Origin of the sequence: Nocardia brasiliensis (assembly GCF_042691675.1) — a bacterium.
In the GTDB taxonomy this organism is placed as follows: Bacteria; Actinomycetota; Actinomycetes; order Mycobacteriales; family Mycobacteriaceae; genus Nocardia; species Nocardia brasiliensis_D.
This window is the reverse complement of record NZ_CP170507.1, coordinates 5,081,636-5,106,705: the sequence shown is the minus strand read 5'-3', so window position 1 is coordinate 5,106,705 and position 25,070 is coordinate 5,081,636. Positions and strand designations below refer to the sequence as shown.

Genomic DNA, 25,070 nt, shown 5'->3' with positions numbered 1-25,070 from the left:
CTAGCCTTTACAGCACTGTAAGAATTCTATCGCTGGAGTGCCATGAACCGCGTCCGACTCACTCATTCCCTCGCACTGCTCACCACCGGACTTCTTGCCGGCGCCTTCGGCTACGGCGCTGCCAACCTCGCGCCCACCTTCCGTCGCGTACCGCTTCAGATGCGGCTCGAGTTCCACACCGATCTGATGCGGAACAACAGCGTCAGCATGCAACTCACCATGGCCTTGGCGGCGCTGTCCTGCGTGGCTCTCGCCGCGCTGACCAGCGGCCGGCCCCGCCTACTCGCCGCGCTGTCCGGCACGCTGGTCGTGGCGAGCTTTGTGATCACCCGCTTCGGCAACGTCCCGATCAACCACCAGATCAACAGGTGGGTCACCGAAGGCGCACCCACCGACTACGCCGAGATCCTCACGCGCTGGGACTATTTCCACTACCTGCGAACCGGCACAGCACTCATCGCCTTCGCGCTGATGATCTTCCTCGCGTTGCGGGTCGTGAGCCGCGAATCGGACGCCGGCATGCGGGAGATGCCGGTCGCGGCGGCCACCTAGCTCTTTACATCACGGGGGGATATTCGCTGGAGTGCCGTGAAAACACGTTCGACTCGCCCGTCGTCTCGTATATGCAGCCGATGGGTCGGTAGCTGTCGGTCCGAATGGACCCGACGATATGACTGATAAGGAAGGAATCGCACTCGTGCGTAGAAAGACTGTGGTGGCCGTGGTGACGGCGACCCTGCTGCTGGGCTCCTCCGGTGTTGCGGCGGCGGCGCCCGCGCAGGGCTGGGAAGCGGTGTGGGCGACGGCCCCGATGCGGGCGGGGAAGAACTACACGCTCAACTGGTCCGAGGAAGGCTTCGCCAACCACACTGTGCGCCAGGTTATTCGGGTTACCAGCGGCGGACCTGCGCTGCGGCTGCGGTTGTCCAACACCTACGGCACACAGCCGCTTCAAGTGACCGGCCTGACCGTCGGGCGCACGGCGTCCGGGGCGGCGATTCAACCAGAAACAATGCAGCACTTGGCTGTTGGCCTCAACCGGTCATTCGTGATCGATCCGGGGGACGAAATCGTCACCGACCCAGTGATCTTCCCGGTAGCGCCGCTGGATTCCCTTACTGTCACGATGTATTTCGCACAACCGACGGGGCCGTCCACCTATCACGCGCAGGCGCTGGGGACGAGCTACCGCGGATACGGTGATCACCGCGCCGACGTCACCGCCGATGCCTTCACCGAGACGTCGGTGTCCTACTACTACCTGTCCGCCGTCGAGACGGTCGCTTTCCCTTGTCAGTCGGGTGTGGCCTTGTTCGGTGACTCGATTACCGACGGTTACGGCGCGACACCGGACGCTAGGAACACCTACCCGGATGAGCTCGCCGAGCAGCTGACCGCGCAGGGCACGCCGCGGCCGCTGCTGAACCTGGGTATCGGCGGCAACCGTGTCACCGTTGATTCCCCCACCCTCGGCGACAGCGCGTTGTCGCGGTTCCGACGTGACGTGTTGGAACAGCCGGGAGTCGGCACTGTCGTGATCGTCGAGGGCATCAACGACATCGGCCTCAGCGGTGGGCAGGACCGTGCCCCGCAGGCGCAAGTGTCCGCCGAACAGCTGATTGCCGGACATCGCAGTCTGATCCAGCAAGCCCGAGCTGCGGGCGTCCGGGTGATCGGCGCCACGCTTGCCCCGTTCAAAGGTTCGCGTTACTACACCGAGGAGCGGGAAGCCCAACGGCAGGCCGTCAATACCTGGATCCGAACCTCAGGCGAATACGACGCACTCGTCGACTTCGACACGGCGCTGGCCGACCCGGCCGACCCGCGGCATCTCGACCCCCGCTTCGACTCCGGCGACCACCTGCACCCCAACGACATCGGGTATGCCGCGATGGCCGCCGCTACCTCCCGTCAGCTGCGGGCTTAGTGTTTTGGGGCCGGTGGGTGGTGCCATCGGCCCCAAGCGGCGACATTACCGACGTCCCGTCCGATGAGTTGGTGGGTCAGTTCGAAATGAATTGTGGCGCAAGGTGTTACATGCTCAGGCGGCCGATGGGTCGGCCCCCCGTGTCGAGTCGGCGCGTTCTCGTCAGGAGATCATGACGCTGCCCGGCGGCTGTGGATGACGGCCTGAACCCGCAGGCATTTCCGGACGTTGGACTTCCATCGAGTCTCGCAACAGCCCGCGTAGAACCGGCTTGTCCGCCGAAGTGGCCGTCGCTACTAGACGACGGTTCCGGGCGGGCCCGGCCATGGATGTCGGTGGTTCATGGCAGTGTCAGCCGCTGTGATTGCTTCAGCTGATGACGACGCCTGGGTTCATGATCATGGACTGTGTTTGCCGACCTTGATCGCGATCACCGAACCGGGGGCGGTGTGAACACCATGACCGGTGGCCTTGGGTGGATGTACGGCAGGGATCTGCCGCTGGTCAACCTCACCTTCGCGCGTCAGATCAACGCCCGAGAGTTATTGGAGCGCATGGGCGTCGACCACAACACCGTGGCGGTGCGCGGGCCGGATGACTTCCACTACGAGCTGGGCGGCCTTCTCTACGAACACGACGGGTATGTGGTCAGCGCAGGGCATTGCCGAAGCTGGGCCTGGGCGTGGGAGCACGGTAGTTGGAAATGCATCGAAGACCGAGGACTGGTGCTGCGCGCCTCGATCGGAACCGCGGCACTGACGCTGAACGCCAGCGAGAAACCGGGAGCGGTGTTCCAGTACGCCGAGGACGGCCGCCTCACCACCGGACTCAACACCACGGACCTCTTCAAACGGACAGGCAGCGACCCGCACCGCTTCGACACCGAGATGCAGGCCCTCGGCGCCCGACCCGAAGATGACGAATACGGCCCCTGGGGGTCCCGCGGAATGTTCTACGGGCTTGCAGAGAACCTCGGCGTCGGGGTGCCTTTGGATGACCTCAACAACCGTCCCGTGCTCAGCGGCCGGCTCCTGCCCCCAGCCTCACGGTAGCTGCCGAGTCACCCGACACGCGCGCCGACGTTCCTCGCCTCGGAAGCACAGGACGGTCAGCCGACTTCCTGGCCTGCTGGAGCTGACGGCACCGACATCGCAGCGAGTGTCAGGGACAACGCGCTCCGAACGCACCGAAATGCCGCTGCGCGGGCTGGAAGTGGTAACCCGACGCGCGGCAGGTCGCCGCCGCCCCTCGGTCAGATCCGCAGTCCGCGGCTTGTCACGGCAACTGCCGCTGCCGTGCGGTTGCGAAATTCCCGCCGTCTTCGCGCTGCAGTGTCTTTCGATCTCGCTGCCAACGAGTCCGCGCTCATCCATTCGACCCCGCTGTTTCCCACGACCGGGAGTGCCTGAACCCGCACCGAGGAACTTTCGTCTCTGGCTTGCGTGGTTACCAATGATTTGTTCAGGTTGTCGGGTGGACGACGTAGTGCAGACTAGTACCGCCGGACGGTCGTTCATCCGCTTCCAAGCGGGGGTGCCGAATCGCCGTGGTCGGTATCCGGGAGTCTTCGCCTTGGTCAACGGACTGTCCTGGGCAGGGCGACTGTCTGTCGTCGAGGAGCAGTACCGCCTGCATGAGAATGCTTGGTACCACGCTCATCTCGTCGATCCCAGTACTGTGGATCGATCCGTCTACGACCAGAAGCTGAATCCGGGCGCCAGCGCGTGGTTCAAGTCCTCTGCCCTTGAAATGATTGCTCGCGCTCGCGGTTACCTCATGATCTTGGACGCACACGAGATCGAATGGACCTGTGTGGACTCGGACAACCCAGGCGAGATCGTGTACGACGACGCGTATCAGACCATCGCTAAACCGGTAATCTAGCGCGCAGACCAGGCTGCCCGACCTGTACCGCTTCCCACGAACCGCAGTGGGGACCCGGACAAACATCGGCCGGTCGATCGTGCTCTACTGCCGATGTGCGCGTCTGCTCGGGTGGCAGACTCAGGCAGGCATCCGGATCGTCGTTGCAGTGCGCCTACTGGTGTCGCCCCTCAGGGCGCACGCCTGCACCCACTCCAGCGAGTAGATCACTACAGCGACGAGTAATTTCGGAGTGCATCGAAAACGAGCACGACTCCGAAAATCAAGAAGAGAACGCGAACCGACATCGGTCCGTAACGGCTCAGCGCCCGGACAAAGGCGCGGTAGAACCGCCGTGCACGGGCAGAGCGACGTGTGGAAGTGAACAGCACCAGGATCGGCGGCAGTAACGCGATCAGGCAGTACGCGCCCACGACCAACGGCCACAGCACCGGTCGCGGTTCTCGCACCGAGAGCATCGCCAGCGCCGCCAGGTACGGGACAGCGGTCAGTGCCTGGCCGAGGCCGACGCCTGCACCCACCAACCCGAGAAGCAAGGGTCGCCGTCGTGCCTCGATCGCCCAGGGCGGTATTGCCCCCGCTGAGCTCCCCGGCAACCGAACGCTACCGAGAATTAGCAGAACTACACCGACGAAGAGTTCTGCCCAGCTACGAACAGTTGGCGTGATGTCGAAGTGAACGAGATCTGTCAAGAAGCTCAGCCCGAGTACGGTGCAGATGCCGAAAGCGGTTGTGACAGCGAAGATTCCCGCGATGAAGCTCAACGCTCCGGGGACTGGCGAGCGACGACTTAGTCGGCTGTCGACGACCACCGCCGCGGTGATCGCTATGTTCAGGACGTGAAGGGAATCGAGGAAGGCGAACCCTGCCAGTGTCAGTAAGAAGATCAGCATGACGCCACCGACCATACGGTAGGCAGCAGCCGATGCCGCATCCTGCGAGGCTCGCAGACGACGCGCCGATCGCACTGTCCGGCTGCTCCATGCGTGGTGACCCGAACGCACTCACAGGCCGCGACCCAGGCAGTTGGCTTAGGGCCTGGCAAATTCGTACGGGTTTCGGGGTCTGAAAGGCGTGGGGCGACTAGGTCTCTTCCGCAGACGCGTCAGCCTCCGGAAGCTCGGCGCTTGAATCGGATTGGCAGTTGAGCGCCTGTTCGATCATGCGGACTGCGTCCTCAGCGTTGGCGGCGGTGATCCGTATGTCCTTGTGTCCATCGACGCCGACGTTGATTCGGGCGGTGATGTCGGTCCGGTGAGATCGTACGAAGTCGGGAAGAGTCTTGATCGCTATTGCCAAGGCGCCATTGCTCACCCCAGTACGTGAATCCAGGCGAGAGTGTTGGCGACTTCGCCAGCGGAACTTTTATTCAAGAGCTCCTCCCCGGTCGTGCGCACATGTCGGTGCCCATCGCGCGGGAAGGCCGGTGGCGCAGCTGGAAGCAGGTCGCGCAGGACGTAGCCGCACTTGTTCGCGACTCGGCATGAGGCGTGGTTATCCGTCGTGTGCAGTAGATCCAGGCGGGTCAGCTGGATCATTTCCTGTTCATTCAGTAACTGAACCGGGTGGCGTCAGCCCAGCCGACGGCCTGAACAGCCAGCCAGTCCCGAGCATTCGCCTCGTCAACAAGTGAAGTGGTCAGCCAGCGATGTAGCTCCGGATCACGATGCGCCGCAACTAAAGACGGTAAGTCGTCGAGCCGCCATGGACGCAATCGAATCGCGGCCGCAGAATCTCTCTGCGGCACAGACAGGGTGATCGTCACCGACATCATTATGGCTGCCGAGACATCCCGCCAAAACTGCAGCACCAGGTGACTGGTCATCTTGACCGCCAAGAATCTGGTGAGGTCAAGCATCTCCTGAGTCCTCACGCCGACAACGGCGGAATTCGAGCACTTTCTGACTGAGCCGGTCAGTGTGGCACCTCGGAAGATCAACGGGCCGCAGGCATCTGACGGCGGCGAACGCACTGAATTTCCGAATATCGAACAACACGTGTTCAATCTCGTAAGCGTTCACAGGCCGCACTCAGCCCGGGCACCAGCGAACGCCTCAATCCCCACACCGCGCTGGATCGCGACCGGATCTTCCGCCCGCTGGTGTTGTTTGCGTGTGATTCGGCGCTATAGGAGGCGGATATCTGCTGTGGCGAGGCCGAAGATCTTGCGTCCTGCGGACTTCGCGACGATGACCACGACAGCGGTTCTGGTCTCGGGGTCGAGCGACTTTACGCGCCCGGTGAACTCGACGCTTCCGGTAGAGGTGGCTTCGATGACCGTGTAGTTCGACAGCCGGACCCCATACCTGGTCAAGGCACCTGGGTCACCGAGCCATCCGGTGATGAATCCCGCGCCCAGGCCCATCGTGAGCATGCCGTGCGCGATCACATCAGGAAGACCGGCGAGCGCGGCGACATCGGCGTGCCAGTGAATCGGGTTCGCATCACCGGCGACACCGGCATAGTTCACCAGATCACCCCGCGACAGCCGCGCGATCCTCGGCGGAAGCTCGTCACCGACCGCGATGTCTTCGAATCGGATCGCGGTGCGTGGGGTTCGGGTCCGGGCGATCGAGGAACGGCGTAGGCCGGTCTCTGAAACCGGCTCCGAAATCATCTCGCCGTTCGCGCCCGCACAGGCCGCCGAAGCGGGGGAGGGCATTTCGACGCCGTGCATGATCACGCGCGCGATCGCATCGCTGATGCCGGCGTCGACGTCCTCGCTGGTGATACCGACGACGGTCGTGTGCATGATCTGCACGACCTGGCCTGTTTGGTCGGTAAAGGTATTAGTGATGGTGAGTAGATCCTTGCCCGCTATCCGACGAACCGCACTCAGCTCGACGTCGCTGACCAATCGGTCGCCGGTAAGCACCGGCTTGTAGGTCTCGAAGACCTGGTCGGTCTGCACGAACACGTCGTAGCCGGTGATGACGGTTTCGAAAAGCCTGCGGTTGGCCAGCATCGCGGCAATCGAGATGAACGTGGTCGGCGCGACCAAACCGGCGTACCCCAGCTCGCGGGCAGCGTCCTCGCTCCAGTGCGCCGGATGGAAATCCTGCACGGCTCGCGCGTATTCGCGGACCTTCTCCCGACCCACTTCGTAGTAGTCATCCGCACGATAGTGATGCCCTACCAGCCCGGCCACATCGAACGTCGCTTCCATCAAGCCCATCCTCGCCCAAGATCGTTCAGAACCCGTAATAGGCTTCCGCAGAACCGAATTCACCAGCGGAGCCCAGCCTCCCACACGACGCAAGCCCCGACGAACCCGACCGGGCTAACCACTCTTATAGGTGGCCGCACCAACGAACTTCCGATAATGGCTCCCCTACTTATCGTGTACGGTCCGTCTCGGTGACTCCTGTGGATCCCCTCGGATCGCAGAGTCCTCACTAAAGGCGGCGGGCGCTGTGGACGGATGCGAGCCCGGCGGCCGGGTTCGGTTGGTGCGGTGTGTCTTCCGATCCCGGCCGCCATCAAGGGATGTAATTGCCCGTGGTTCGAGCCCGCCCGCCGACCCGACGCCTTTGGTAAGCCTTTCGAGCTCTGATGCAGACCGCCGCCCGCGCGTGTGAGCGGCATAGCTGTCGATGTGCGCGCTGCGGCCTCGGCGAGTGTGTAGGACTTCTCGACCGGGATGTGGAGCTTTCCCTGCTCTGTTCGCGTCGCTGAGGAGTAGTCCACGGGGTCATTTGCCGATCGGTCGTGTGGGTGCGTTGGAGTCGTCGGTGTGAAAGGTTCGTGGTGGCGGTGGGATTCGGTGCCCACGAGGCTGTTCGATCCTCGGTAGAGGGCTGTGCGAGATCGGTCTACTCGTCGTTGATCGCACACCGCCGATCGCGGTGAGCTGTTCGGTGACCGGGTCGGTGATAGGGGTGGTTTTCACCAGGTCGATGACCTCGCCGCCGGGATGCTCGTGTTCGAGTATGGGTTCGCCGAGGCCGATCTTTTGCTGGATCGTCTTCATCCAGGCCGGCGCCCACCAGCAGTCGTCGCCGAGCAGCTTCATCGTGGCCGGCACGAGCAGCATGCGCAGAATGGTGGCGTCGATGAACAGTGCGGCGATCATGCCGTAGGCCATGTACTGCATCATCACCAGATCGGAGAACGCGAACGCGCCGGTCACTACCAGCAGGATCAGTGCGGCCGCGGTGATGATGCGGCCAGTATGCGCGGTCCCGATGCGCACCGCCTCGGTGGTTGAGGCGCCTTGTGCTCGTGCCTCGACCATTCTCGACAGCAGGAAGACTTCATAGTCGGTGGACAAGCCGTAGATGATCGCGATGATCAGCACCAGTACCGGTGCCATGATCGGTTGCGGGGTGAAGTTGAGCAGGTCCGCGCCGTGCCCGTCGATGAAGATCCAGGTCAAAATGCCCAGCGTCGAACCCAATCCGAGTGCGCTCATCAAAGCAGCCTTGATCGGCAACACCAGGGAGCCGAAGGTCAAAAACATCAGCATTGTGGTGAGGAATAGGACGAGGACCACCATGAACGGTATGCGAACCAGCAGTGCGTCGATGCTGTCTTTCTGCATCGCGGGCAGTCCACCGACCAGCATGGTCACCCCGTCTGGCAGTTCGAGGGACCGCAGGTAGTCGATCGTCTTTCCTGCGTCGTTGATGTCGGCCACGCTTGCCTTGGTGCGGTAGACCTCGGGTCGATCGCTGGCGCGGGAGGGCACTTCGAATGGGGTGGTGAGCCCGGGTGCCTGGTTGGCTTGTTTCCACACTGCTCCTACCGCAGTGCTGTCGCCGGCGACGAAGACGAGCTCGAGCGGGTCGGATCTGCGCAGCGGGAAGTAGGTGTCGATCTCTTCTTTCGCTTGGCGGACCTCGTCGCCAGGGGGCAGGTACTTCTCGCTGAACCCGCCGAAGAGCAGATGCTGCACCGGCAGGATCAACAAGACCAGCGCGATGCAGATAGAGATGGTGATCTTTATCGGATGTTTCATCACCCAGACCGTCATCCGGCCCCAGAACCCGTTCTCGATCTGCTCGGCGGTCTTGGTCTTGCGGAACCGCTGCAGCCCCAACGCGTCGACTCGTTTGCCGAGGACCGCGAGCATCGCGGGCAGCACGGTGATCGCGGTGAGTGCGGCCAGCGTCACCGTGGTGATCGCGCCGTAGGCCATGGATTTGAGGAAGCCCTGGGGGAACAGCAGCATGCCGCCGAGGCTGGCGATGATCATCGTCGCGGAGAACGCCACGGTGCGGCCCGCGGTCATCACCGAGCGGCGGACCGCTGCGCGCGTGTCATAGCCTGCGGCGATCTCTTCGCGGAATCTGCTCACGATGAACAGCCCGTAGTCGATCGCGAGACCAAGGCCGATCATCGTCACCACCGAGGAAACGAAGGAGTTCACCTCGGTGAAGTTGGTGAAGATCCGCATGATGCCCATCGAGCCGATCATCGTCAAAGCACCGATGGTCAAGGGCAATGCCGCGGCGACGATCCCACCGAAGATGAAGAACAGCAACAACCCCACCGCAGGCAGCGCGATAACTTCCATCCGGCGGATATCGTCGGACATCCGATCGTTCAAAGTGCCTGCGATCGCTTGTATCCCGCTGACCTGCACGTCGACACCGGAGATGGCGAAGACGTCTTTGACCTTGCGGTAATTGCGCACCATCTCGGTGTCGCTATCGCCACGAATGGCGATCAACGCGATCGCATGCTTGCGGTCCTTGGTGGCCGCGACAGAGCCGCTGGCCTTGCCGGTCTCGGTCCGCCAGTACGCGGCGTTGATCCCAGTGATCTGGTCGGGATACTCGCGCGGCAGGCTGTTGAGATGGTCGGTGACCGTGCGCGCGAACTCCGGATCATCGACCGTCTTGCCGTCAGGCGCGGTAAAGAGCAGCGCCACATCGACATCATGGTTGCGACCGAAGGCCTCATCCGCCAGTCGCGCGGCTTGCGATGACTCCGATCCCGGATCGAACAGGCCACCGGAGGCCAGATGATCCTCCAACCCGAATCCATACGCACCCAACGCCAACAGCCCCGCCACCGCGACACCGATGACCCCGAATCGCAGCCGATAGACCAGATCACCCCACCACGTGAACACCTAGGCCGCCTCTGGTCTGGACTCGCACTCGGTTACTGGGGTATCAACCATGCACGCGCGCAACCGAATCACCCACGACAGCGGATCGGGGAGCGGTGTGGACGGCTCCGCCGTGCGCCGGGACGATCCCCTCGCTTGTTCGCCAGCACCCGGTGTCATCATGTGGACCCCTTCACCTCGTCCCCGCTCGATGTGACTACGAATCAAACGTACCGACCCGTAACGAAGTGCCTCCCCAGACAGTTCCGTTGAGGACTACATCGACCAACCGTTGCGACGACAGCCTCAAGCTGTAGGCATACGCGCAGGTTGCGAGTCGAGCGGTCGGTGCCACTTGGTCATGCCGCTCACGCTAGGGCTGGGCGTCGTTCATAGCGGCGTTGCTCGCGCATCAATGCCCGACCACGTTCACCCCGTCGCAGTGCCAGGGCGATCACCGCTTGCCGGTGCGTCTTGTCCTCCAGACGGTTTCGGTCGTAGACGTCGTGCTCTACGGGATGACGACGACGCCAGTAGACCCGGAACCGAGCCGACAGTACTGCACTATTTCGCCGAGCTCGCCGCCGATGGGACGGCACCGCCGCCAGCACCGTCGTCGTCGCGGCAACCCTCACATCCCAGAAACTGGTCAACACGTTCCTGGCGGACACCGATGTCGTGCACGTCACGGATCTGGCCGCCGGTACATCACCCGCGGCGGCCATGGCGCAGCGGCGCGCCCACATCACCGCCGAACGCGTACGCGTTCAGCGCGCAATACGCCCAAACCACCAGCAACTGAACGTGTTGACGATCAACCACAGCTATCGCTGAATCCCAGGGTGTGCCGGTCCGGCGGCTTTGGCAACTCGCGGCAACGCCCTGCGATTCTCCACTGTCTCCGGCGTGTTCAGGAATACCGAGCGCCCTTCGGAGCTCAACTCGGTGACGGTTGCAGAGCGGGACAGCTCAAAGGCGGAGCCGGTTCCGTTCTGATGCTTGAGTTCTCGGAACCGGCGAGGAGGCGGCGTGGCAACAACGGAAAAGCAGGCCAGTCGACTGCACTCGGGCTATGGGTTCCGGATTCGTCGTATCCCCCCGACTAGCGAGTGACGATCAACTGAATCGTGAGCACAACGCTGATCACCAGGACGGCCGAGGCGCCTGTCGCGATGACTCGACCCCACAACGGGTCCCGCAGAGCGGGACTGTTCTTCAACAGCCGTCCGACTCCCACGAAGTAGAGGTTGGCAAGAACGCAGACCAGGACGACCGCCAGGGCGAAGAGGCCCACAAAGAGGTAGGTCGTGATCAGGATCGGAATCCCGATGGTCCACGTCAGGACGATTGACTCAGGCGTTGGTCGGGAAGATCTTGGCATGCGTCAATTCTGATGAATAGCAGCGACTTTCACACAGCGGGCTTTGCTCCACCCCGTTGCCGAGGTGGGCATTGAGTGGAACAAGCAGGGGTCTCCGGTTGGGTGGCGGCGTAGGTGCATCCCGCCGTCCAGCGCGCACTCCGGACGGTTGGCAGGTAGCTGGGGAAGCTCGATGCGGTGGATCAGGGGGCGGAAACCTCAGATCGCTGGATGCGGCCGGTTGGACGACTCGTCCACCCGCATACATCGAGCATCATAGGTCGAATTTCGCGGGCCGACGCGGTGACGGAATCCCGCGATCAGAACCCGCGATCGCGTACGGTGCCACGGCTGGGTACGACAAGGAACATGAAGGAGAGGCATGAAGGTAAAGCGGGTGCTCGCAGCTGCGGTCGTCGGCGTGGCCGCCATCTCGAGCGTATCCATTGACGCACTAGCTGCTCCCCCGGCCGGATGCGGTGCGAAGCCGCAGGACTACGTGGGCACGTTCAAGTTCGAGGAGATCTTGGCGAAGACTGAGGACGGAGCCGTCAGCAAAGCGACGGGAACACTCACCCTCAAGGAAGACCGCACTTTCGACAACTCAGCCAAATACCCGATTTTCACGACCTCCTTCAAGGGGAAGTACAAAGTCACATCCCCGGGTGCGCTGCTACTCGAGGGCAAAGCCGGGCAGATGCCCGCCAAGCAAAAGTTGACGGCCACCTGCAAGCAGGGCGAATCAACGGTCGAAACCTTGCATAACGGTGACCAGACCTACGTACGCGAGTCCTGAGATTCGCAGGAGCAAATCCGTGCGAAGTTGACGAAATTGCTTGCGACGGACTCCTTTCAGGCAGCGGACGATCAGGCCATCGAGGTGGTGCCGGGTTCGAGGATTCGCTGGCCGGTGCCGAGTTCGGGCAGGTAGATGTAGAGCGTGGACCGCGAGATGCCGAGCAGGCGCGCGATCGAGGCAACTGACTCATCGGGACGGGTCAGCAGCGCACGGGCCTGGCGAATCTGCTCGGCATTCCTCGCCGGTGGCCTGGCCGACCTTGTCCGGCCGTACGACCCTCACCCCGCGTCTTATGGGCCGCCGCCTGGCCATGTTGCTCCCCGGTCCAGAACGGGTCCATGTGGCTGAAGGACGAGCAGGAAGCTGGGCCGGGCAAGCGCGGGCCGACGCGCCTGGGCTTCGCTGTTCTGCTGAAGTACTACACCCAGAACGACTACACCCAGAACGGCCGCTTCCAACCAGGCGTAGCCGCCTGGACCGACATGACACATGGATGTGTCGTCGTGTCGTCGCAACGACGGGCCTGCGCGATTGGCGTGGTCGCCCCCGCTATCGCCGTCGCCGATCACGCGACGGACAGCTGAATCGGCGGTCAACTGCGCGGCTGGAGATCACACTGGGTGACTCGCGACGACTCAAATCCCACTTGAGCGACATCGGTGACGCGTCTTTGTGACGGATATGAGCGGATGTGGCACACTGCACAAATGGGGCCGAATCCTTCTTCTGACAGCCATTATGCGGTATTTCTGCAGAGTCTGCATCGTCCCGAAGGCGTTGCGATGCGCGTTTGCTTTTGACTTCAATGAACCACTATCGATACTCTATGAAACGTATCCGATTCACGGCAAGCCTCCGGAACGAGATGCGAAACATTCCACATTCAACGAGATTCGAGGTTTCATCATGCGTATTCGCCATGCCCTGTGCACCGCGGCTGTCGCCCTGCCCGTCGCGGCCGGGGTCGCTCTGTCCGGTACCGGTGCCGCCAGCGCCGCGAGCATCGACCAGCCGCAGGCGGCCGAGGTGCCCGCGGACGTCAGCGCCGTCGAGGTGCCGACCTTCCTCGACAATGCCGCAGGCGTGACCGGGGAACCGACGTCCGGTTCCAGCGCGACCGCTGTCGATCCCGTCGCCAATGGCGCGCTGGTCGGGGCCGGTGTAGGTGCGGTAGCCGGTGGCATCGTCGGACTGCCGGCCGGGCTCGCCGGTGCGGCGGTCGGCGTCCCGGTCGGTGCGCTGGTCGGTGGCACTGTCGGCACGATCGCCGGTGGCGCGGTGGGCGGTGCGGCCGGTGCCGCGGCCGGTGGTGCCGCGGCGGGAGCGATCGTCGCGGGAACAGCCGTGACAGCGCCCGAGGCACTCCCGGAGGCGATCGCTATCGCGCCGGTACTCGTCGGCGCGGGTGCCGCGGTGGGCGGCGCCCTCGGCACGGTCGTGGGCATGCCGGTCGGTGCGGTCGGCGGCGGTCTGGCTGGTGGCGCGCTGGGCTTCGCCGCGGGCGAGGCGATCCCGGTGGGCGTGGGCGCAGCGGCCGGCGCCGGACTCGGCGCGGGCATCGGTGCGGTCACCGCACCGCAGAATTGAACAGCTGGAAGTCGGTAACACCGAATTCACGACCCCGATTCGCTGCGGCGAGTCGGGGTCGACGCCCTCCCGGCACCCGATAGGGTGTCTTGCACGATGACACAGTTACGGGACACACTCGGGGGTGTGGGCTTCCGAAATTGGAAACAGGCCGTTTCGCACGGCGACAGTGACCGTGCCATCGCCGCGCGCATGGGTACGAACCAGATGCGGGTGGCACGTCACCTCAGCGATACACCCGTGGCGGAGACCGTCATCGCGTTCAGCCGCACCTATGGCGTGAGCCCGGTGGAGGGCTTGATCGCAGCCGGGTTCCTCACCCGCGCCGAGGTGCAGCGCGCATCGGTACGCGAGGCTCTGCAGGAGGCCACCGGAACCGAACTCGCCGAGGAAGTCGGGCGGCGCCTCGCCGCCAATACCGCACCACCCACCCCCAACCGGAGCCGCCGCGAAAGGCTCAGCAAAGGACTGCGCGAGGAATGACCGACGCCCTGTTCGGCATCGCGGTCGCAGTGACGGCCCTGACGGCACTCGCCCGTCTCTCGCTCTGGCGCAGTGCGCCGCAGACTCGGCTGCTCACTGCGGTACTCGGGCTACTCGCCGCCTCCGCGGCGTTCGCGCAGAACCAGGTCAGCGATGCGCTCGACGCCTTCTTCGACGATCCGGGCTGGTCCGGCATGGGGTACGACGTGCTGCTGCTGACTGCGGTCTGCCTGCTCTGTGCGTACCTGGCCCAGATCTGGGGACACCCCCGGCTGGCCAGGATCGCCGAACTCGCCGCACTCGTCCTCGCGGCACTGCTGGCCATCACCTATGCCCTCGCCGAGCACACCGGCCAGCACCGCCATTACATCGGCGAAGAACTCAGTCCCACCGCGACCGTGCACGGGCTCATCGTGTCGAGCACTCTGCTCCTGGCCGACGTGGTCATGGCCGTCACCGTCATCGTCGCTCGGCCACTGGCCCGCACCCAGCTGTGGTTCGGCCTCGCCGCGCTGGCCGGTCTCATCGTCGCGACCCTGCGCATCGTCGCGACCATCGATCCCGGACGCTTCTCCGATGCCTTTTGGGACCTGCGATACCCCCTCGACACCATCTTCCTGCTCGCAGTCTCCGCCGCCGGGATCGACAATCTGCTCCGCAAACGGCGCTCCGCGTCGGCATCAAAAGTGTGACGTCGGCTAAACCCCGCCCTCTGTTGACTGCGTCGTTCAGGCCTGTCGAACACGACAAAATGTCAGACCGGCGCAATCGTTGCTCTTCGCCGAATGAGGTCGTCGAGTAGCTGCGGCCGTGCCGGGCGCGGTGGCTGGCTGGCTGGCCGCGGCCCCGCCCGACGCCACTGCTCGGGCCGCCATGGTGCGGCGCCAGCTTTAGCGCTTCCTCACGCCTCGGCGGATCAGTCACTGTCTCAATTCTGGGGCGCGAGCAAAAGTGTGAAGCATGACTCACTGCCGCATATGTTACCCGGTCGGAAGCCTGTTTCTGGTGCTTCCGATGGTGAATCGTTAGGGATTCGAGGCGACGCAGACTTGCAGTGCTGACTCAGAATTGGCACAGTATGTCTCGTAAACGAAACATTGAGGCGAGGTTCGACAGTCTGTTCACCGGATCTCGCAGTCCCCGGGCCCGATTCGCTGATCGGCGGCCCAACCCTGGTGGTGACCCGATCGATGCACCGCTGAGGTGCGGGACTGGCTGCGCCCGCTTGAGTATCACGCCGCTAACCGTGGGCGTCGGCACGCATTCCAGACAACTCGTGGCCAGCTTGCCGCTGGCGCGGATACACCCGCCCTGACCACACCGACTTATTCATCTCGAGTATCCGGAGAGTAGTGATGACCGACTCGACTACGGACACATCGAAAGCCACGCTCCGGGCCTGGCTCGGATTGCCGGTACTGGTTCTGTCCGCGCTGGTGGTCGCGATGGATATGTCGGTTCTGTATCTCGGCATGCCGAGCGTGGTGAGAGCGCTACACCCGTCGGCGACCTCGGGCATGTGGATCATCGATATCTACGGCTTCACCCTTGCCGCGCTCTTGGTGACCATGGGCAATATCGGGGACCGAATAGGCCGCCGCAGAATCCTGATGATCGGCGCGGCGGTCTTTGGTGTGGCCTCGGCACTGGCGGCGTTCGCGCCGAGCGTCGGCGTGCTGATCGCAGCACGGGCGTTGCTCGGCGTCGCAAGCGCGATGCTTCTTCCGACGAGCCTCGCACTTATTTCGAACGTGTTTCCCAGTCGTGGCCGCGCCCGCAGTGCCGCGGTCGGCATCTGGACAGCATTTTTCGCGGGCGGCGCAGCCGCGGGTTCGGTAATCGGTGGGACCCTGCTGGGCGAATTCTGGTGGGGCTCGGTGTTTCTGATCAATCTGCCGGTGGTGCTGGTCGTGCTCGTTTCGGCTCCGCTGGTACTGCCCGAATACCGGGAAACCGGGCTCGGGCCCTTGGATGTGCTCAGCGTCGGGCTGTTCGGGGCCGCCGTGCTGCCACTGGTCTACGCGGTCAAGCGCGCCGCCGTTCAAGGCGTCGACCTGACCGCGGCGGGCACCGCGCTGGTGGGGCTGGGCATGCTGCTGTGGTTTGTGCGCCGGCAGCGCCGGTTGGCCGCGCCGTTATTGGATCTGTCGCTATTCCGACGGCCGTTGTTCGCAATGGCAATCGCCGCAGCCTCGATCGGGGCGGTGTCGTGGGCGGGGATGACCTACCTCACCTGCATCTATCGCCAGTCGGTGCTCGACTGCGACGTGCTCAACGCAGCGTTGCTGGGGATACCTATGGCCGCGGCAGTATTCATCGCCGCCGTGGTCGGTGTTCGCATCGGGTCGCGATTGGGCGCGGCACGGACGATTCTGCTTGCGCTCGTCGCGGCGGCGGTGGGAAACCTGCTGTTGTTGGCAACGGGCGCACGCGCGGGATTGCCCTGGTATGTAGCCGGTTCGACCACCGCGGGCCTGGGCTATGGAGTTTTGTTCACATTCGCCTCGGAGGCGGCGGTGTCTGCCGTCCCCGCGGCGGAGACCGGTGCGGCGGCAGGCATTTCGGAGACAAGCCTCGAACTGGGCGGCGGACTCGGCATATCCCTGCTCGGATCGCTGACCATGACGATATTCCGTTCGGGCGGCAACTTCGCTTCCACGTTGGAGGACACCCTTGTCGCAGCGAACGGTGACATGGCAACCATTGATTCAGCTCGAAATGCTTTCGTCAGTGGCATGCATATCGCCACGGTCGTGAGTGTGGCCGCCCTAGTGATTACGGCTGCTGCGATATGGGCATTGACCGTACGAAAAGAAAAGCAAAGAAACAGGATACGGCGCGCGTAAGGTTCCACCTGTGCGTGTCATCACGTCGACCTAGGAGGTTCGTAATGTACCCGACCAAAATCATGATTGCCGCCCCGGTCATCGCCGCCGCCGCGGCGCTCGCGAGCGCCGCACCGGCCACTGCCGACTCGGGCGGAAGTTTCGCGACCATCTACTCGCTCACTGATGGCCCGTGCGTCGCGCAAGTCAAATCCTCTGTGCACAGCCCGGCCTACCCCAACGCCGCCGGATTCACGGTGGAAACCATGATGCTCGGCGTGGGTTCCTGCCATCTCGATGTCACGTTGAACTGGCGTAACGTCGATACGGGTGACACCGGCGCATTTACCCAAACCGCCAATGGACCGGGCGTGTGGATGACGCCTGGCCGGTCGCACATCTTCTACCCGGGCTTCGGTCGATTCGTCGGCACGGTCTCGGTCGGTCCGGCGCATATCCCGGAGTCCGGCGAGGTCTCTTTCACCGTGGAGCCGTATCACGACTGACCGCGACCGGGTTGATTCCGCGGCGAGGACACCATCACAAAATCGGTGCGGAACAGCCTGGTTTGGTAGGCGGGACACATTCGGCGGTGGCGACTGCCCCTAGAGCTGGATAACCCGGAACCACTCAGCGCCGCTTTGCCGTGTGGATACGCCATTGCCATCTGTGAACCATAAATGGTAAACTATATACCAGATCTGATGCAGAGCCCGAGTTGGGCCTTACCCGAGATACCCCATCGACAACGAGAATCGAGTTGATTATCGTGCGTATTCGCCATGCCCTAGGTGCTGCGGCGGCCGCCGTGCCAGCCGCCGCGGGGATCGTCCTTTCCGACAGCGGCGCCGCCGTCGTAGAGCAGCCGCAGGTAACCAATACGGCTGCTACGGTCGACGCATCCGAGGACGTGACCCGGAATTCGTCGATCTGGATCGATCGACGCATCCAAGCCAGCCCCGAACTGTCGCTGCTACCTCGCTCCGATCAGATTCGAGTGCGTGTCCTCGAAGTGCTCGCCCAACTCGTCGGTGACGAACCGGATACCGGCCTCTTCAGCGAACTGGACATGGACGAATATGACGTAGCAGCTTTCATCTGCGACGTCGAGGAAGAGTTCGGCATCTACATCCCCGACCAGGATGCCAATCGGCTTACCAGTGCGGGAGAGGTCATCGAATACATCGATGCGCATCACTAGCGCAGCGGGCAGCATGGCGTCCGGATCGGCCGAACGCACTTGCCGATCGGCTGCGCACAGAAATGGGTTCGCCCGTCCGTCAACTCGCACCAGGCCCGACCCGCGCCCGCGATCGAATACGCATGACGATAGCGTCGAACATGTTGTGGGACCGTGCTTTCCAGGTTCTAGCGCGACCCGCTTGTGGGATCTACTGAATACGGTTCATGTCGTATCGGTATTGGAGTGTGAGGGTTCGGCGGTTCTGATCGAACCGGGCATGAGGTCGCCACGGCGTCCTCTCAGCCCTGCGATCCCGCTTCTTTCCGCCTCTGGCCCGAAGCGCTTTGTCTCTCGCTGGGGGTGATCCCGACCCTACCCAGAATAAAAGGAAACGCGATGAATACTCCCGAACCGGATAGCGAAACAATCAGAGCCGCTATGGAACTGGCGGCCCGCGCCCCATCTGTACACAACACGCAGCCGTGGCGGTGGGCGCAACGGGCCGAGACCATCGACCTCTACGCCGACCTCGATCGGCAGCTCGCTACCTCCGACCAGCAGCGGCGGCAGCTCGAGATCAGCTGCGGCGTGGCACTGCACCACCTCCGCGCCGCGTTCGCCGGACTCGGTTGGGCCACCAGGGTGCACCATTTGCCCGACGCCGATGACCCGACCCATCTGGCCAGGCTGTCACTGCGGCCACGACCGTCCCGGGACATCGATCGCTATCTCGCCGCGGCGATTCCCCTGCGCCGCACCGACCGCCGCCGTTACCTCCCGCGGGCGGTGCCCGCCGGATACCTCACAATGATCTCGATCTGCGCGGAGAACTACGGCAAAGCAACAGTTCAGCGGATCCGCGTGGCGGCCCGACCGCAGCTGGGCGAAGCGGCCTGCGCGGAATTCTCCGCGCAACCCGACGGCGCCGAATGGCTTGCAGTGTGCACCCCCACGGACGGTCGATCGGCCCGCATCCGCGCCGGCGAGACACTCAGCGCTCTGCTTCTGGCCGCAACCCATCTCGGGCTGTCGACGGGAGTGCAGACCGAGCCGCTGGAGCTTCCCGACATTCGCGATCGAATCCGTGAATTCGCCTGCGGCGGAACCTATCCCCACGCAATGGTTCGCGTCGGATGGGTCGACGAATACGCCACGCCGACCCCGGAAACCCGCCGCCGCAGGCCCGAGCAGGTGCTGAGACTCGAACCCGCGTGACCGCAAGGGGAGTGGGGCAACGTCGCGTCCGTCCCTGTACGGGCAGGACCTCCGGCCTATTTGCTGCCCGCCGCCCATTTCAGACCCCACTGGTAGGCGCGGTCGAGGTCGGCCTGGTTGCCGGTGATGTATCCGACTTCGCGCTGAACGGTCAGTCCCTGCCCAGTGTTGGTCAGCAATGCGATCGCGCAGATGCGCGCGCCGGTGACAGCCGAATCCAACCGGACCTCGACCTGGGGGCCCGAGGTCGGATACATCGTGACGACTCCGTCGACAGCGGCCCAATTCGCCGCGCCTTCGTAAATCATCGCGAAGATCAGCAACCGCCGAAACGCCTCCGGCCGTTCGAGATTGATGTGCAGGTTTTCCCCACCGATCGCCGCACCGGTGCGGTCGTCGGCGTCCAATGCGATATACGGTGGTTTGTTCAGGGCCCCGAAGCTGTTTCCCAGGGCCTGGATAACGCCCTTGGATCCGTCGGCGAGTTCGTAGAGGCACCCCAGGTCCAAGTCGATCCCGCGATCGGCGCCGGTCAGTTTCGCCAGGAAGCCTTTCTTGGGTGGCGCTGCGCTGGTCCAGTTCAGGTTTACCCGCATCACACCTTGGCGCTCACCGGATTTGGTGAGCGTGACAGTGCGCTCGGTCTTGGTGAGGGTCAGCTTGTTCAGGCTGACCCCCGAGCCCGCTGACGGCTCGGCGCCGGAGGTGTCCGGACGCTTGTTGTAGTCGATACCCAATGTGTGCCGCCTCTCCAGTCGAATCTGGGCTCGGTCTCAGAGGTTGACGCCGTAGTCACGGGCGATACCGGCCAGACCTGAGGCGTACCCCTGACCGATCGCCCGGAACTTCCACTCCGCTCCGCTGCGGTAGAGCTCTCCGAAGACCATGGCAGTCTCGGTCGAGGATTCCTCGGTCAGGTCATAGCGCGCCAACTCCGCACCGGTCGCACGATCCACCACCCGGATGAACGCGTTACGCACCTGCCCAAACGACTGCTGACGGGTATCGGCGTCATGGATCGACACTGCGAAGGAGATGTTGGCGATGTTAGGCGGAGTTGCGGCCAGATCGACGTTGATCATCTCGTCGTCGCCCTCGCCCGCTCCGGTCAAGTTGTCGCCGGTGTGCTCGATCGTGCCTTCGGGGGAGCGCAGGTTGTTGTAGAACACGAAGTGCTTGTCCGACACCACCTTCCGGTCCTCACCGGTCGCGATCGCACTGGCATCCAGATCGAAATCAGCGCCGGTGGTCGAACGCACGTCCCACCCCAAACCCACCGAGACTGCCGTCAGATTCGGCGCCTGCTTCGACAGCGACACATTGCCGCCCTTGGCCAAACTCACACTCATGACTGATCACTCCTCCACTAGTCGGTGACAAACCATTCGGTCTGCCCGACCCCGGATGCCAGCACCGGGGCATTTTGCGCATACCCCACACCTCCAGCATCAGTCCTGCACATGGCTAGAGGGGTCGACGCGTGTGACAAGCCGGGTTCGTGTCGGGGCTGATCCTGCCGGGCGTACGAGCTGTACGTCCGGCAGGAGTCCCGATCAGCGTTTCAGACGCGCCGTCCTGCCCGCGCGAGGATGTCGGCCGCCGCCGGGTCGGCCTTGATCGCTTCGTCGAAGGTTTCCTTGGGCAGCACGGTGTTCCCGGCCACGGTCACCGTCTTGGGCGGGTCGTCGTAGCCGTCGGGCAGGACGTCCCAGAAGTTGCCGATGAAGGCGACGTTCTCCAGCGGCGGGCCCACCTGCAGCACGATCGGCGTGTCGGCTCGGCACACGATGTTCCCGATGACGGTGATCCACGCGGCGCCGTAGTCGGCGTAGAGCCCGAAGTTGTACGACGTCAGGACATCGCGGATCACGTTGCCCCGGACCACCGCCCCGCCGGCGAACGACGAGCCCTGCGGTGCGGACAGGTAGATCCCGCCGCCGTCCATCAACACGCTCATGCTCCGTTCGACGAGGTTCCCGATCACCTGGGTGCCGTTGGCCCGCTCGCCGCCGGTGATCACGATGCCGTTGTGCGGTACATCGTGGATCTCGTTGTGCGCCACGGTGGTCTCTTCGGAGACGAAGACCAGGATGGCGGGCGAACCGCGGTACTCGGTGCCGATGTGGTGGACGAGGTTGTCCTCGATGGTGACGCGAGTGGAGCCCTGGACGGCGATCCCGCTGCCCGAGATCTCATCGAAAACGTTGCCCCGGACTTCGACGGCGGTACTGCCGTCGATCGCCAGCCCGCCCGCGCCGAGGCGAGTGAAGTGGTTGCCCTCCAGCACTATCCGGCTGACCGAGTCGAAGATGATGTTGGCCGGTAACTGGGTCGGTGCCGCCGGAACGTGGACATAGCCCACGTCGGCACCCATGTCGATCTTCTGGAATTCGCCCTGCTCGTGGCGGCCGTTGCCGTGATAGTGCAGGTAACCACCGGTGCGGTTGGGGCCCGACCAGTTCGTCTCGGCGAAGGTGAGACCGCGCAGCACGATGTCGTGCACGTTCTTCGCGCTGACGAGCGTCTCGAGAACGGGCACGATCGCGGTGGTCTTGCCGATCGCCTCGCCAGGGCGCGGGCGGTAGTGCAGGACGTGTCGGCCCGGTTCGGAGCGGTCGACGGCGAAGGTGCCCGGCTCGCCGAGGAAGGCCACGTTGTTCTCCAGCACAGACGGTGCGGCGAGGCCGTCCCAGGTCCCGTCACCCTCTGTGCCGTACCACTTCGCGTCGTAGAGGGACTTAGCGTTGTCGAAGGTGGGTTGAGCCATGGTGATGGTGGTCGAGGAGCCGTCTCCGGAGATCGCGGCGACCGCCAGGCGAGCTTCGGACCATGGATAGACGCCTGGGTAGACGAACTCCAGTCCTGAGGGATCCGGCCACGACTGAGGCTCCACGCTGTCCGTGACGTAACCGGTAGCTGTTTTCGTCACGCTTCCCGGAAGCCCGGTGGTGCGGGCCGCCCGGGCAGCGGGGCGACCGTCGACGGAGAGCCGTCGTGGTTCCAGTTCGCCGATCGGGGCGGTCCATACGCCGTCGGCGCCCGCGGACCAGCCGGTGACCTCGCGGCCGCCGCTGAGCACGACCTTCTCCTGGTCGGCCGTTCCGTAGCCGTGGGCCTGGTAGACCACCCGGAAGCCGTTCGTTCCGGAGTCGGCCTGCGTGTCGTCGAAAGTGAGCGGTTCTTCGAGGTGGTAGACACCGGCTCGGAAAGCGACGACGATGTCGCCGGTCATCTCGGCGGTGCGCGCGCGGACGGCTCGCTGAGCCGCGTGTGGGGTGGCGAACGGCCGGTCGAGGGTGCCCGACCAGTCGTCCTGGCCGTCAGGGGACACGTACAACCTGTTTTCGGGCATGGTGAGGCGCTCCTGCAGAGGTTTATGGGATATACTGAGGTTTATCAGTTAAACACGGTCGAGTGACAAGCGTCAAGGGAGTAGCGGGTGACTGAAGACGACGCGCAGCCGGATCCGGAACGTGCGATCGAGCTGCTGTGGGGCGCGCGCGAACCGGACCGGCCAGGGTTGAGCCTCGGCCGGATCGTCGCGGCGGCGATCGAGGTCGCTGACGCCGAGGGGCTCGGCGCACTGTCCATGCGCAAGGTCGCGGAACGGTTCGGCACCACGACGATGTCGCTCTACCGCTACGTTCCCGGCAAGGCGGAACTGGTGGAACTCATGCGGGACGCCGTCTACGGGGAGGCGCCTCTGGAGCCCGCGGACGGGCTGGACTGGCGCGCCGGCCTCGAACGCTGGGCGCGACGGGCGTGGGAGATCCACCAACGGCATCCTTGGCTGGTCTACAGCGCGGGAACCCGCCGCCTGCCGGGGCCGAACATCATGGCCGGGTACGACCACGCGCTAGACCTCGCTTCACGCGGCGGTCTGGCGCCGGCTCAGGTGATCGCGGTCGTGAATCTCGTGGGTGGGTTCGTCGAGTCGGTCGCGCGTCAGGCGGGGGAGACCGCGGAACTTCAGCGGCGCACCGGGATCTCCCATGAGCGCTGGTGGAGTGAACGCGAGTCCCTGTTCGAGCGATTGGACGCCTATCCGGCCTTGGGAAGGCTGTGGGAGAGCGGCGGGATGGACGAGCCACTCGACCCGTTCGAGTTCGGGCTGCAGCGCACGCTCGATGGTGTCCAGGTGCTCGTCGAAAGCCAGGGTCGTGAGGTAATGCGTGACGAAAATGCGGGAGCGAAGTGCGTAATGTGCGGGAAGCCGTTGGACGGGGGAGGGCGGGGACGGCCACGGGACTACTGCTCGAGGGCCTGTCAGCAACGTGCCTATCGCCAGCGTCGGTCGACCCCGTCTGCTTAGCGGGCGGTACCACCGCCCGGGTGGGCGAACCGCCCGCATCCGAGTTGAGCCAAGAGTCCTCGATCGCGGTGGCGCTGATCGCGGTCTCCTTCCGATCCGAGGCAGCCGCCCGAGCCCTACGGCAATTGTGGGAGGACCGATACACGCAGTCCGAGATCATCATTCAGCGAGCTATCCAGCGCGGAGAGCTACCCTCCGACGTCGACGCCCGCGCCCTGCTGATCGCCGCTACCGCACCCCTCTACCACCAAAGGGTGCTGCTACGCACCCCGCCCGACCCGCACCTGCCCGACCGCGCGGCCACCAGCGCCACGCTCGCCGCAGCCGCGGGCGCATTCACCCATCCGCGCTGAGCGGATAACCCAGTGCGGGATTCGTTCACGACTACGTGCGGTTAGCCGGACTGGTCTCGACAATGTCCTCTCATCATGCCGCTGGACGGGCGTTCTGCACAACGAGATCAACCGTGGCGTAGAGCATCCGATCTTGCCGAGGCCAGCGCCCACCTCGGGCTTCGATAATCCGCCGTGTGCGAGTGGCTTGCGGTGAGCGCCTTACACAACGGTCCATTCAGTTGACCGGGCACTTCCGATTCACGCGGTACTGGAGGCATTCTCGATCGACGCCGTCACCCGATGTCGCACGACACCACGCAGGGCTGATCGGCGCTCTTGGAACAACGAATCCGAGCGGGGCTGGACCTTCGCTCCAGCGAGTCGAGGAGACAGTCATGCGACTACATCGTGGTAGGCGATCGAGGCGACCAGCTCCGGTCATCGCGGCCATAACCGTGCTGTTCACGGTATTGTCCGGGTTTCCGGCCGCAGCAGCGGACACACCTGACCAGATGAATGCGCTCAGATTCTTTTCATCGAACGGCGGGTGTCTCGTGCCTGCAGAACGTCCATACGTCCGCGTGCCACCCTGCCTTCCCGTCTATGACAGTGCGTCCCGGTGGACCATGCCTCTTCGCGACCCGCAAATCCGACACGTAGAGACTGGCGGTTGCCTAGGCATTGGGGCCACATTCGCCATACTCACGCTCTGCGACAGGGGGGAACCGAAATCGCAGTGGGTGCTCCATGTCTTGGCAGAGAACGCGGGTAATATCCGCAGCCGGGATCCAGGATGGCCCAACGCTTGCCTGCATGTGCGCGCTGACAGGCACATGACATTGGAGCGGTGCGACGGATCCGCTGCTCAGTGGTGGACATGGACCGTTGTCTAACGATCAGCTCCCTCCGCAGCCGGGCTCCGGAACCACAAAGGTGCGTTACCTGATCCTGTTGGCGGCCATGACAACCCGGACAACTGGAATTCTTTGAACTCGAGTTTTGTCCTCGGCACAGGCGAAAGAATTGCTCAGATCGGTCGACATGCCGCTGCCGCCACAGTCGAACTCGAGATCCTGGCCGTCTCTCCCCGCTAGCTGACCGGAGA

Annotated in this window: 24 protein-coding genes and 1 pseudogene; 15 read left to right on the top strand and 10 right to left on the bottom strand. The window is 64.0% G+C overall.

Going from position 1 to position 25,070, the window contains the following annotated elements:
- Nucleotides 1-42: 42 nt before the first annotated feature.
- The 4 genes from ACFK0J_RS23390 (at nucleotide 43) to ACFK0J_RS23375 (ending at nucleotide 3,811) form a co-directional block, all read left to right on the top strand.
- Nucleotides 43-552 carry an anthrone oxygenase family protein gene (locus ACFK0J_RS23390; protein WP_378730683.1) on the top strand — a complete coding sequence of 170 codons (510 nt, stop codon included), beginning with the start codon at nucleotides 43-45 and terminating at the stop codon, nucleotides 550-552.
- Nucleotides 553-697: 145 nt separating this feature from the next.
- Complete coding sequence (locus ACFK0J_RS23385; protein ID WP_378730681.1) at nucleotides 698-1,927, top strand: SGNH/GDSL hydrolase family protein; 1,230 nt, start codon at nucleotides 698-700, stop codon at nucleotides 1,925-1,927.
- A 407-nt stretch (nucleotides 1,928-2,334) separates the two neighbouring features.
- Nucleotides 2,335-2,979 (top strand): DUF6461 domain-containing protein, encoded by a 645-nt coding sequence (locus tag ACFK0J_RS23380; RefSeq protein WP_378730679.1) that lies wholly within the window; start codon nucleotides 2,335-2,337, stop codon nucleotides 2,977-2,979.
- Nucleotides 2,980-3,400: 421 nt separating this feature from the next.
- Nucleotides 3,401-3,811: a hypothetical protein gene (locus ACFK0J_RS23375; protein ID WP_378730677.1), complete on the top strand. Its 411-nt coding sequence runs from the start codon at nucleotides 3,401-3,403 to the stop codon at nucleotides 3,809-3,811.
- A 209-nt stretch (nucleotides 3,812-4,020) separates the two neighbouring features.
- On the opposite strand, the gene ACFK0J_RS23370 is transcribed toward ACFK0J_RS23375, so the two are convergent.
- From ACFK0J_RS23370 to ACFK0J_RS23345, 6 genes are all read right to left on the bottom strand, one after another.
- Nucleotides 4,021-4,704, bottom strand: a complete 684-nt coding sequence (locus ACFK0J_RS23370) for a GAP family protein (RefSeq protein ID WP_378730675.1) — start codon at nucleotides 4,702-4,704, stop codon at nucleotides 4,021-4,023.
- Nucleotides 4,705-4,894: 190 nt separating this feature from the next.
- Nucleotides 4,895-5,125: a hypothetical protein gene (locus ACFK0J_RS23365; protein ID WP_378730673.1), complete on the bottom strand. Its 231-nt coding sequence runs from the start codon at nucleotides 5,123-5,125 to the stop codon at nucleotides 4,895-4,897.
- A gap of 235 nt (nucleotides 5,126-5,360) precedes the next feature.
- Nucleotides 5,361-5,669: a GNAT family N-acetyltransferase gene (locus tag ACFK0J_RS23360; RefSeq protein WP_378730671.1), complete on the bottom strand. Its 309-nt coding sequence runs from the start codon at nucleotides 5,667-5,669 to the stop codon at nucleotides 5,361-5,363.
- A 267-nt stretch (nucleotides 5,670-5,936) separates the two neighbouring features.
- The gene (locus tag ACFK0J_RS23355) at nucleotides 5,937-6,986 is read right to left on the bottom strand and encodes a fused (3R)-hydroxyacyl-ACP dehydratase subunits HadA/HadB (protein WP_378730669.1); all 1,050 of its coding nucleotides are present in this window, start codon (nucleotides 6,984-6,986) and stop codon (nucleotides 5,937-5,939) included.
- Nucleotides 6,987-7,502: 516 nt separating this feature from the next.
- The gene (locus ACFK0J_RS23350; RefSeq protein WP_378730667.1) at nucleotides 7,503-9,887 is read right to left on the bottom strand and encodes an MMPL family transporter; all 2,385 of its coding nucleotides are present in this window, start codon (nucleotides 9,885-9,887) and stop codon (nucleotides 7,503-7,505) included.
- A gap of 1,081 nt (nucleotides 9,888-10,968) precedes the next feature.
- Nucleotides 10,969-11,247, bottom strand: a complete 279-nt coding sequence (locus ACFK0J_RS23345; protein ID WP_378730666.1) for a hypothetical protein — start codon at nucleotides 11,245-11,247, stop codon at nucleotides 10,969-10,971.
- A 361-nt stretch (nucleotides 11,248-11,608) separates the two neighbouring features.
- On the opposite strand from ACFK0J_RS23345, the gene ACFK0J_RS23340 reads away from it, so the two are divergent.
- A complete protein-coding gene (locus ACFK0J_RS23340; RefSeq protein ID WP_378730664.1) occupies nucleotides 11,609-12,022 on the top strand; it encodes a hypothetical protein in 414 nt (137 codons plus the stop codon).
- Nucleotides 12,023-12,093: 71 nt separating this feature from the next.
- On the opposite strand, the pseudogene ACFK0J_RS23335 reads toward ACFK0J_RS23340, so the two are convergent.
- Nucleotides 12,094-12,264, bottom strand: a pseudogene (locus tag ACFK0J_RS23335) (helix-turn-helix domain-containing protein); the annotation flags it as partial.
- A 99-nt stretch (nucleotides 12,265-12,363) separates the two neighbouring features.
- On the opposite strand from ACFK0J_RS23335, the gene ACFK0J_RS23330 reads away from it, so the two are divergent.
- From ACFK0J_RS23330 to ACFK0J_RS23295, 8 genes are all read left to right on the top strand, one after another.
- Entirely contained in the window at nucleotides 12,364-12,609 is a 246-nt protein-coding gene (locus ACFK0J_RS23330; RefSeq protein WP_378730662.1) for a hypothetical protein, read from the top strand.
- 322 nt (nucleotides 12,610-12,931) lie between these two features.
- Nucleotides 12,932-13,612 (top strand): hypothetical protein, encoded by a 681-nt coding sequence (locus ACFK0J_RS23325; RefSeq protein WP_378730660.1) that lies wholly within the window; start codon nucleotides 12,932-12,934, stop codon nucleotides 13,610-13,612.
- Nucleotides 13,613-13,738: 126 nt separating this feature from the next.
- Nucleotides 13,739-14,095 carry a hypothetical protein gene (locus ACFK0J_RS23320; protein WP_378730658.1) on the top strand — a complete coding sequence of 119 codons (357 nt, stop codon included), beginning with the start codon at nucleotides 13,739-13,741 and terminating at the stop codon, nucleotides 14,093-14,095.
- A complete protein-coding gene (locus ACFK0J_RS23315) occupies nucleotides 14,092-14,787 on the top strand; it encodes a hypothetical protein (protein ID WP_378730656.1) in 696 nt (231 codons plus the stop codon). Before ACFK0J_RS23320 ends, ACFK0J_RS23315 begins: the two co-directional genes overlap by 4 nt.
- Before the next feature lie 663 nt (nucleotides 14,788-15,450).
- On the top strand, nucleotides 15,451-16,941 hold the full coding sequence (locus ACFK0J_RS23310; protein ID WP_378742965.1) for an MFS transporter: 1,491 nt from the start codon (nucleotides 15,451-15,453) through the stop codon (nucleotides 16,939-16,941).
- Between the two features lie 44 nt (nucleotides 16,942-16,985).
- Nucleotides 16,986-17,426: a hypothetical protein gene (locus ACFK0J_RS23305; RefSeq protein ID WP_378730654.1), complete on the top strand. Its 441-nt coding sequence runs from the start codon at nucleotides 16,986-16,988 to the stop codon at nucleotides 17,424-17,426.
- Nucleotides 17,427-17,689: 263 nt separating this feature from the next.
- Complete coding sequence (locus tag ACFK0J_RS23300; RefSeq protein ID WP_378730652.1) at nucleotides 17,690-18,121, top strand: phosphopantetheine-binding protein; 432 nt, start codon at nucleotides 17,690-17,692, stop codon at nucleotides 18,119-18,121.
- Between the two features lie 378 nt (nucleotides 18,122-18,499).
- The gene (locus tag ACFK0J_RS23295) at nucleotides 18,500-19,318 is read left to right on the top strand and encodes a hypothetical protein (RefSeq protein ID WP_378730650.1); all 819 of its coding nucleotides are present in this window, start codon (nucleotides 18,500-18,502) and stop codon (nucleotides 19,316-19,318) included.
- Nucleotides 19,319-19,374: 56 nt separating this feature from the next.
- Here ACFK0J_RS23295 and ACFK0J_RS23290 read toward each other — a convergent pair whose 3' ends face one another.
- From ACFK0J_RS23290 to ACFK0J_RS23280, 3 genes are all read right to left on the bottom strand, one after another.
- Nucleotides 19,375-20,055, bottom strand: a complete 681-nt coding sequence (locus tag ACFK0J_RS23290) for a tellurium resistance protein (protein WP_378730647.1) — start codon at nucleotides 20,053-20,055, stop codon at nucleotides 19,375-19,377.
- A gap of 36 nt (nucleotides 20,056-20,091) precedes the next feature.
- Nucleotides 20,092-20,667, bottom strand: coding sequence for a TerD family protein (locus ACFK0J_RS23285; protein WP_378730645.1), 576 nt, complete (start codon nucleotides 20,665-20,667; stop codon nucleotides 20,092-20,094).
- 212 nt (nucleotides 20,668-20,879) lie between these two features.
- Entirely contained in the window at nucleotides 20,880-22,670 is a 1,791-nt protein-coding gene (locus tag ACFK0J_RS23280) for a right-handed parallel beta-helix repeat-containing protein (RefSeq protein ID WP_378730643.1), read from the bottom strand.
- Between the two features lie 87 nt (nucleotides 22,671-22,757).
- Here ACFK0J_RS23280 and ACFK0J_RS23275 point away from each other — a divergent pair, with 87 nt between their 5' ends.
- A complete protein-coding gene (locus tag ACFK0J_RS23275) occupies nucleotides 22,758-23,630 on the top strand; it encodes a TetR/AcrR family transcriptional regulator (RefSeq protein WP_378730641.1) in 873 nt (290 codons plus the stop codon).
- Between the two features lie 20 nt (nucleotides 23,631-23,650).
- Entirely contained in the window at nucleotides 23,651-23,983 is a 333-nt protein-coding gene (locus ACFK0J_RS23270) for a TetR-like C-terminal domain-containing protein (protein WP_378730639.1), read from the top strand.
- Nucleotides 23,984-25,070 lie beyond the last annotated feature (1,087 nt).

Excerpts from the sequence above, each read along its gene's own strand:
- ACFK0J_RS23390 (WP_378730683.1), top strand. The coding sequence starts at position 43 with ATGAACCGCGTCCGACTCACTCATTCCCTCGCACTGCTCACCACCGGA.
- ACFK0J_RS23280 (WP_378730643.1), bottom strand. The coding sequence starts at position 22,670 with ATGCCCGAAAACAGGTTGTACGTGTCCCCTGACGGCCAGGACGACTGG.
- ACFK0J_RS23355 (WP_378730669.1), bottom strand. The coding sequence starts at position 6,986 with ATGGGCTTGATGGAAGCGACGTTCGATGTGGCCGGGCTGGTAGGGCAT.
- ACFK0J_RS23315 (WP_378730656.1), top strand. The coding sequence starts at position 14,092 with ATGACCGACGCCCTGTTCGGCATCGCGGTCGCAGTGACGGCCCTGACG.
- ACFK0J_RS23330 (WP_378730662.1), top strand. The coding sequence starts at position 12,364 with ATGTGGCTGAAGGACGAGCAGGAAGCTGGGCCGGGCAAGCGCGGGCCG.
- ACFK0J_RS23295 (WP_378730650.1), top strand. The coding sequence starts at position 18,500 with ATGAATACTCCCGAACCGGATAGCGAAACAATCAGAGCCGCTATGGAA.
- ACFK0J_RS23370 (WP_378730675.1), bottom strand. The coding sequence starts at position 4,704 with ATGCTGATCTTCTTACTGACACTGGCAGGGTTCGCCTTCCTCGATTCC.
- ACFK0J_RS23340 (WP_378730664.1), top strand. The coding sequence starts at position 11,609 with ATGAAGGTAAAGCGGGTGCTCGCAGCTGCGGTCGTCGGCGTGGCCGCC.
- ACFK0J_RS23360 (WP_378730671.1), bottom strand. The coding sequence starts at position 5,669 with ATGCTTGACCTCACCAGATTCTTGGCGGTCAAGATGACCAGTCACCTG.
- ACFK0J_RS23310 (WP_378742965.1), top strand. The coding sequence starts at position 15,451 with ATGACCGACTCGACTACGGACACATCGAAAGCCACGCTCCGGGCCTGG.
- ACFK0J_RS23325 (WP_378730660.1), top strand. The coding sequence starts at position 12,932 with ATGCGTATTCGCCATGCCCTGTGCACCGCGGCTGTCGCCCTGCCCGTC.
- ACFK0J_RS23285 (WP_378730645.1), bottom strand. The coding sequence starts at position 20,667 with ATGAGTGTGAGTTTGGCCAAGGGCGGCAATGTGTCGCTGTCGAAGCAG.
- ACFK0J_RS23345 (WP_378730666.1), bottom strand. The coding sequence starts at position 11,247 with ATGCCAAGATCTTCCCGACCAACGCCTGAGTCAATCGTCCTGACGTGG.
- ACFK0J_RS23305 (WP_378730654.1), top strand. The coding sequence starts at position 16,986 with ATGTACCCGACCAAAATCATGATTGCCGCCCCGGTCATCGCCGCCGCC.